Below are 6,154 nucleotides of genomic sequence, written 5' to 3'. Positions count from 1 at the left end.
GAATCGGTCCGCCGCTTCCTTCGTCCTCGAGCCGACGGCGGCGAGCTTCGCATCCGGAAGCTGCGCCAGCCCCTTGGCGAAAGCGCGGGCGATGCCGCCCGTGCCGATGATGCCCCAGCGATAGGATTTGCTCATGGCCCGCCCCTCCTCGGGAACGGGCCCATTCTACCAGAAGCGGGCGGGCCGGGCTCAGGGAACGACGGTTTCGCCGAGATGGCCATAGGCGGCCGCCCGGCGGATTCGATCTTCCTCTCCCGGCGCTCCATCGCCGGCGCCGAGCGGGTTAATCCGATCGGCCAGACAGACCGGGGTGAGGCGGCCGTTCCGGATCGTCGCATCCGGACAGCTGTGGCAAAGCCTGTAATGGGCGGCATCCACACCCATCTCGGGGGGCGTCTGGATGGCGATGAACCGGAAGCCGGGGAGGCGGAGGAACGGGACATAGAGCCTGTATCCCTTGAACACCCAATGCAGGACGCCGGCCAGCACGAAAAGGTTGTCCCGGCGTCGCGGGCCAGAACGGCCAGGACGCTGTCGAAATACCGATATCCGGCATAGGCCCGAAGGACATCCGGGATCCGGCCCGACGTGTCCTCGTAAACCGTCAGCGAGAGTCCGAAGCGCATCCGCCGCGCCTCCAGCTTGTCGAAAACGGCGCGGCGAGCAGCTTCGATATCGCCGTGGATATGGGCCTGTCCCTCGTCGATATGGACGAAAACGCGATCGAGGCCGGCGGCCGCGAGAGCGTCGAGGAGCTCGTCCCCCTCCGCGGTCATAAGCTTGACGCCGTTCGTCAGGAGCTGGCAGCGCAGACCCTTGGCCTTGATATCGGCAATGATGCCGGGCAGCTCCGGATGGAGCGTCGGCTCGCCGCCGAGCAGAGTCACAATGCCGGCGTTTCTTTTGGACAACCCCAGATCGACTTCGGCCGCGATCTCGGCCCTCGACTTGACGCCCTCCCGGTCCAGACTGTAACAGCTGCGGCAGCGCAGGTTGCAGGTCTTATTGGTCTCAATGGTGAAGTGGGGCGTATCGCTGAGCGGGTACTTGAGCATTCGAGGCCGTCGGCCCCGACCGCCCCGGAACGCCTCGACGCGCATCGATCCCTCCCTCACTTCCGGCGCCATCCCTCGACGGCCAAGCGCAGGGCGAAGCCGGGCTCGGACATGATCCTGTCGAACGTCTCCGGGCGCGGGTCGCCGTCGACCCGGAATTGGGGCGCATACCACCCGGCGGCCTTCAGGATGAAGCTCCGCTCGCATCCCGCCGTCACCGGCGGCGCGAGAAATCGCAGCTCGACTTTCGTCCCGCCCGCGGGCATGACCAGAAACGCCCCGTCGGCGGCCGCAAGCTCCGCCCCGACGTCCCGCGTCGATCCCTCGACAGCCGCCGGGAACAGCTCGCGTACGGCCATCGGCGCATCCTCGGAGCAATCCACGGCCAGACTGTCGAAGCGCCAGAAACCGGCCGGAGGCCGCATCTTGATCCGCAGGATGTCGCCGGGGATATCGCCGACATCCAGGACATAGGCTTTTTCCTTGGCCACGAAAGGCCCGCCGCCGTAGATGACCGCCCGTGGCTTCCAGCCCTGGGGCGTCTCGACTTGGACCTTCAGGAGATAAAGCTCTTCGCGGGCGTACCAGCCCATGAGCTTGGCGTAAGACGGCCCGCGGGCGTCGACGTCGCGGAAGAACGCTTCGGTTCCGGAGCCAAGATTCTCCAGAAAATCCTTGGCCGCCAGCGAGCCCCGGATCGTCGTCCAGGCATCGGCGACCAATTTCACGACCTTCGCGCCGGCCGGCTTGGGGAATTCGAGGACGATCTCGTGCCGCAAGTCCTCGCCCACGGCGCCGGTCTCGAACGTCGATTCCCAGAATCGCCCGTCCCGTTCGGAGAAATCGGCCAGGACGTCCCGGCCGCGGCCGTCGCGAGCCGAGAGCGGCGGCTGGGGCGCGCGGACCGTGTGCAGCCGTCCGGAAACATCGGGAACAATCTTCAAACCGGGGGCATGATCGACGGCCAGGAGCTTGACCTCATCCACGTGCTCGGTCTCTTGCAGCTCGTTGGTCATCAAGAGCCGGTACTCGCCGCCGACCGCGGCCAGATGCTCCAGGGGAATCCATTCCGTCCGCGCCAGAGCGCGCGAGATGGCCCCGCCGTATGGCTCCGCCTCGAAGACGTAGCGCATCCCATCAAAGGCATAGAAAAAGGGGCAGGATTTGATCGGCGGGGGGGAAGGCGCAGTCGCAGAGCCGACGAGGGCGGCAATCTCCAAAGCCAAAGCACCGCAAGCAAGCAGCGCGGGCACGAGGCCCCGTTTGGGCGCGGCGGTGCTTAGGGATCGGATAGACGTACTATTGATTGAAACCGGGCCGCTGCCGGCAAGTCGGCCCGTCAGGAATACGCCGTCCCAATGAGGCTCAAGAACCTGTAGGACGGCGCCCTCGATCGTCGTGACGACGACACGGTCCTGGCTCGCGATAAGAGATCCTTCCTGAGGCGCGAGGAAAGCCGTTTCCCGCGAACAAGCCGCCAAGTAGACGGCGACCAGAACAGCCGCCAGAACCCGAATGGTGCCTCCACGCATGTCTTCCTCCTTTAACGGCCCATGAGCCCAGCCAGCGCCGCGGCCTTTTGCTCCGGGCTCATACGGGCCAAATCAAAAACGACCTTCTTAGAAGCGGCCAGCCCTAGTAGGGCGCCCAGTCCCGCGCCCGCAACGGCGGCCAACGAAATAGCCAACGCGACGTTTCGGTATTCGATATCGTACTTGCACGCGGGGATCCCGATGAGGCCCGTCAGGGTGCCGAAGAGCCCGAGGCCCGCCAAGGCGCCGGGGCCGGCTTGGCTCGGCGTCTTGAGCCGGCGGACGAGCGCAATCGCGGCCAAAGGCCTCACTTCCGTAGCCACGTTCCAATAGGGCATCGGCAGCACAGTCACTCGCCAGCCGCTTTCCAGGCGCAGAATCTTCCCGATGATCGGATCCCCCTCGAAGGTGACAATCTCGACTTCCGGAAAGGCGCGGGCCTCCAACACGCCGTTCAAACCGGGACCGGCTCCGGACAGACGGACGTTCGTGAGAGCGCAGTCCATCGTCATCAGGCCCACGGCCGCCAAGGCCGCCCAAGCCATCATTCGCCGTGTCATGGTCTTCCTCCTTATCGCGTTTAAATCAAATATGAAGGCCCAAGCAGAAGCCCAGCGACCCGCTCGACAGCGAAACCCGCCGGGCGGGCATCAAGGCGGGAGCAAAGGCCGGGAGCTCTTGAGCCGCCACCCAAGCCCAATCGGCCGAGAGGCCGATGGTCAGGTGCCGGTAAAGGCGGATTCCCGCTTCGGCGAAAACGAGAACGCTCGGGGCGAGCTTGTTCACGTTTTGTTCTTGTCGTTCAGATCGCTCCTCCGCGCCCGAAACAGCGAAATACTGTGCCTCCGTCCGCAGATCGACGTTCGCGACGCCCCCGCCCAGACCAAGAGCGGCGGTCAAAGCGTTCCGGCTCGCTCCACGAAATGCGGGCGTGAAAGCCGCGGTCAGGTAATGACCATTTGTTCGCTGGATGACGGAGAGGTTGGGATCGCAATTCTTCGTCCAGTATTCCCGAGGCGCCTCCCCCAACGAGGCGAAGGTATAGCCGAATCGCCAAGCCGGGAAAACGGAATATTCCAGTCGCAGGCGCCGGAACAAAGTGAAGGGCTTGTTCTCCCCATAGATAAAGCCCGGGCCTAGCCCGCGAAAGCAATCTTTGGTCCCGCCGGCCGATTCAAATCCGGCGTCAACCGAAAGATGGAATCGACTGGGGCCCCCACCGAAGCCCGCCAGGAACAAACGAAGCCGCTCCCATTCCTCGACCGGGAATGCCTCCTGGCCGTCAAGGCCAAAGGAGGCCAAGCGCCGATGGAAAATCGAATCCGCCAGCCAACCCACCAAAAGCCCGCTTCCCGCTCCCAGAAGGGCCCGGACGAGAGCTATGGCGAACGGCGAGTCCCTCAGGTAGCCCAGGGCGGGGGAATTATTCCAATGATCGATCGGAAGGCTCATGGCATAGGCGCCCAAAAGCGCACCGGTGACGAAAAACCGCGATTTTTCTGATTCGGCCTTGATGGTCAATCTGACAAGATCCTTCCTCTCGAGGCCTTTCGTGGAACCCTCGACGCGAAGGAGGATGCGGCTTTCATCCAATCCCAACAGTCTGCCTTCCACAGTCGTACCGTCCCGGAGGCTCGCCCGAACGGGAGATAGGATATAAGCCTCGCTTGCCCGCAATGAGGGTTTGAGTTCTTCCGGATACGCCCCTGGACTCGAAAACGCCCGGAGAGGCCACAAGGCCAGTACGGCGATGAATAAGAGGGTGTTTTTTTTCATTTCGGCCTCTATTTCGTTTTTCCTGCCTTTATCAGGGTACGGCAGAGGCCGGGCAGAGATGTCAAAACAGTGTTAAGAATCGGTCAATATTATCCTGCGGACGGACTGACGGCGGCCGGAGCGCTCGCTGGGGCGGGGCTCGGATCAGAACCCAAAGCCGAGGTTGATCCCGATCCCCGTCGCGCCGAACAGATCGTCCAGCGGACTATAGAAGAAGGGGTGGCATCATTATAACCGCCTTGAATCCGGTTTCAAGGGGGGACTGCGCCTTGACCGCCCGGAAGAGCGCCGCTAGAATGGCCGCGTGATGATACAACGGCGTTTGACGGCATTCCTCGCCGTTGCGGCGAGCCTGGCCGCGGCGTCTTGTCGACCGGATCATCCGAGCCGTCCCCCCTACCGCGACCCCGGAGTCTCCCTCGAGCGCCGCGTCGAAGACTTGCTGGGCCGGATGACGCCGGCCGAGAAGTTCCGCCAGCTCTTCATGATCCCTGACGATTTCGCGGACGACCGCGGCTGGTTCAAGGACGGCATCTTCGGGCTGCAAGTCGCCTCGCGCGGGCGGGCCGGAGAGAACGTCCAAAGGCTGGACTATGCGCCGGGTGCGGACGCCCGCCGCATGGCCGAGGACATCAACGCAATCCAACGATGGTTCGCCGGGGAAAGCCGCCTCGGCATTCCGATCATCCCCTTCGACGAGGCCCTGCACGGACTGATCCGATCCGGCGCCACGGCGTTCCCCCAGGCGATCGGCTTGGCCGCGTCGTGGGACGTCGGCCTGATGACGGAAGTCGCCGCGGCGATCGCCCGGGAGACCCGCAGCCGCGGCATTCGCCAGATCCTCTCGCCGGTCGTCAACATCGCCCGCGATCCGCGCTGGGGCCGGGTCGAAGAGACTTATGGCGAAGACCCCCATCTCGCCTCGCGGATGGCCGCAGCTTTCGTCGCCGCCTTCGAAAAACAGGGCGTCATCGCTACCCCCAAGCATTTCGCGGCCAACGTCGGCGACGGCGGGCGCGACAGCTACCCCATCCACGACGACGAGCGGTGGCTACGCGAAATCGAGCTCCCGCCCTTCCGAGCTGCGCTGGCGGAAGGCGGGGCCCGCTCGATCATGTCCTCCTACAACTCGCTCGGCGGCTCTCCCGCCTCGGCCAACGATTGGCTTCTCAACCGGATCCTTAAAGGCGAATGGGCTTTCCGCGGCTTCGTCATCTCCGACGCCTGCGCGGTCGGCGGAAGCTACAGCCTTCACCTGACCTCGGACTCCTACGACGAATCGGGCCGCCAGGCCTGGACGAGCGGCCTGGACGTGATCTTCCAGACGGCCCGTTCGCACGCCGCCCTGTTCGAAAAATCGATCCTGGAAGGGCGGGTCGGGCAGTCCCGGGTGGACGACGCGGTGCGCCGAGTCCTGCGGGCCAAGATGGAGCTGGGGTTGTTCGAGAACCCCTTCGTCGATCCCGCCGAGGCCGAACGATTGAACGGCAGTCCCGTCCATCGCGCTCTGGCCCGGAAAGCAGCCGAGGAATCGATTGTCCTATTGAAGAACGAATCGAATACCTTGCCCTTGCGGCGCGGCGGTTCGCTGGCCGTCATCGGCCCCGACGCCATGGAAGCCCGGCTGGGCGGATATAGCGGCCCCGGCGTCCGCAAAGTCAGCCTGCTCGAAGCCCTGCGCACGACTGCCGAAGGCAGGGAAACGATCGCCTACGCCGCGGGCTGCGGACGCACGGTTCCGCGCCTGGGCCCGATCGACGCGGCGTACCTACGGACCGAGCCCGGGCCGGA

6 protein-coding genes are annotated in these 6,154 nt (G+C 64.6%); 1 reads left to right on the top strand and 5 read right to left on the bottom strand.

The window, feature by feature from the left end:
- The 5 genes from NTZ26_12310 to NTZ26_12290 all read right to left on the bottom strand — a co-directional run.
- Positions 1 to 135, bottom strand: a 135-nt coding sequence (locus tag NTZ26_12310; GenBank protein MCX6561282.1) for a gfo/Idh/MocA family oxidoreductase, incomplete at its 3' end; no start/stop codon positions are given.
- The gene (locus tag NTZ26_12305) at positions 132 to 1,100 is read right to left on the bottom strand and encodes a radical SAM protein (GenBank protein ID MCX6561281.1); all 969 of its coding nucleotides are present in this window, start codon (positions 1,098 to 1,100) and stop codon (positions 132 to 134) included. The genes NTZ26_12305 and NTZ26_12310, both read right to left, overlap by 4 nt.
- Before the next feature lie 11 nt (positions 1,101 to 1,111).
- Entirely contained in the window at positions 1,112 to 2,587 is a 1,476-nt protein-coding gene (locus NTZ26_12300) for a hypothetical protein (GenBank protein MCX6561280.1), read from the bottom strand.
- 11 nt (positions 2,588 to 2,598) lie between these two features.
- On the bottom strand, positions 2,599 to 3,147 hold the full coding sequence (locus NTZ26_12295; GenBank protein ID MCX6561279.1) for a hypothetical protein: 549 nt from the start codon (positions 3,145 to 3,147) through the stop codon (positions 2,599 to 2,601).
- A 25-nt stretch (positions 3,148 to 3,172) separates the two neighbouring features.
- Positions 3,173 to 4,108: a hypothetical protein gene (locus NTZ26_12290; protein MCX6561278.1), complete on the bottom strand. Its 936-nt coding sequence runs from the start codon at positions 4,106 to 4,108 to the stop codon at positions 3,173 to 3,175.
- Between the two features lie 562 nt (positions 4,109 to 4,670).
- Here NTZ26_12290 and NTZ26_12285 point away from each other — a divergent pair.
- Positions 4,671 to 6,154: glycoside hydrolase family 3 protein (locus NTZ26_12285; GenBank protein MCX6561277.1), on the top strand; the 1,484-nt coding region annotated here is incomplete at its 3' end.

Source organism: Candidatus Aminicenantes bacterium, assembly GCA_026393855.1.
Taxonomy (GTDB): domain Bacteria; phylum Acidobacteriota; class Aminicenantia; order Aminicenantales; family UBA4085; genus UBA4085.
The sequence above is the reverse complement of the archived record's forward strand: the minus strand, read 5'-3'. Positions and strand labels throughout refer to the sequence as shown.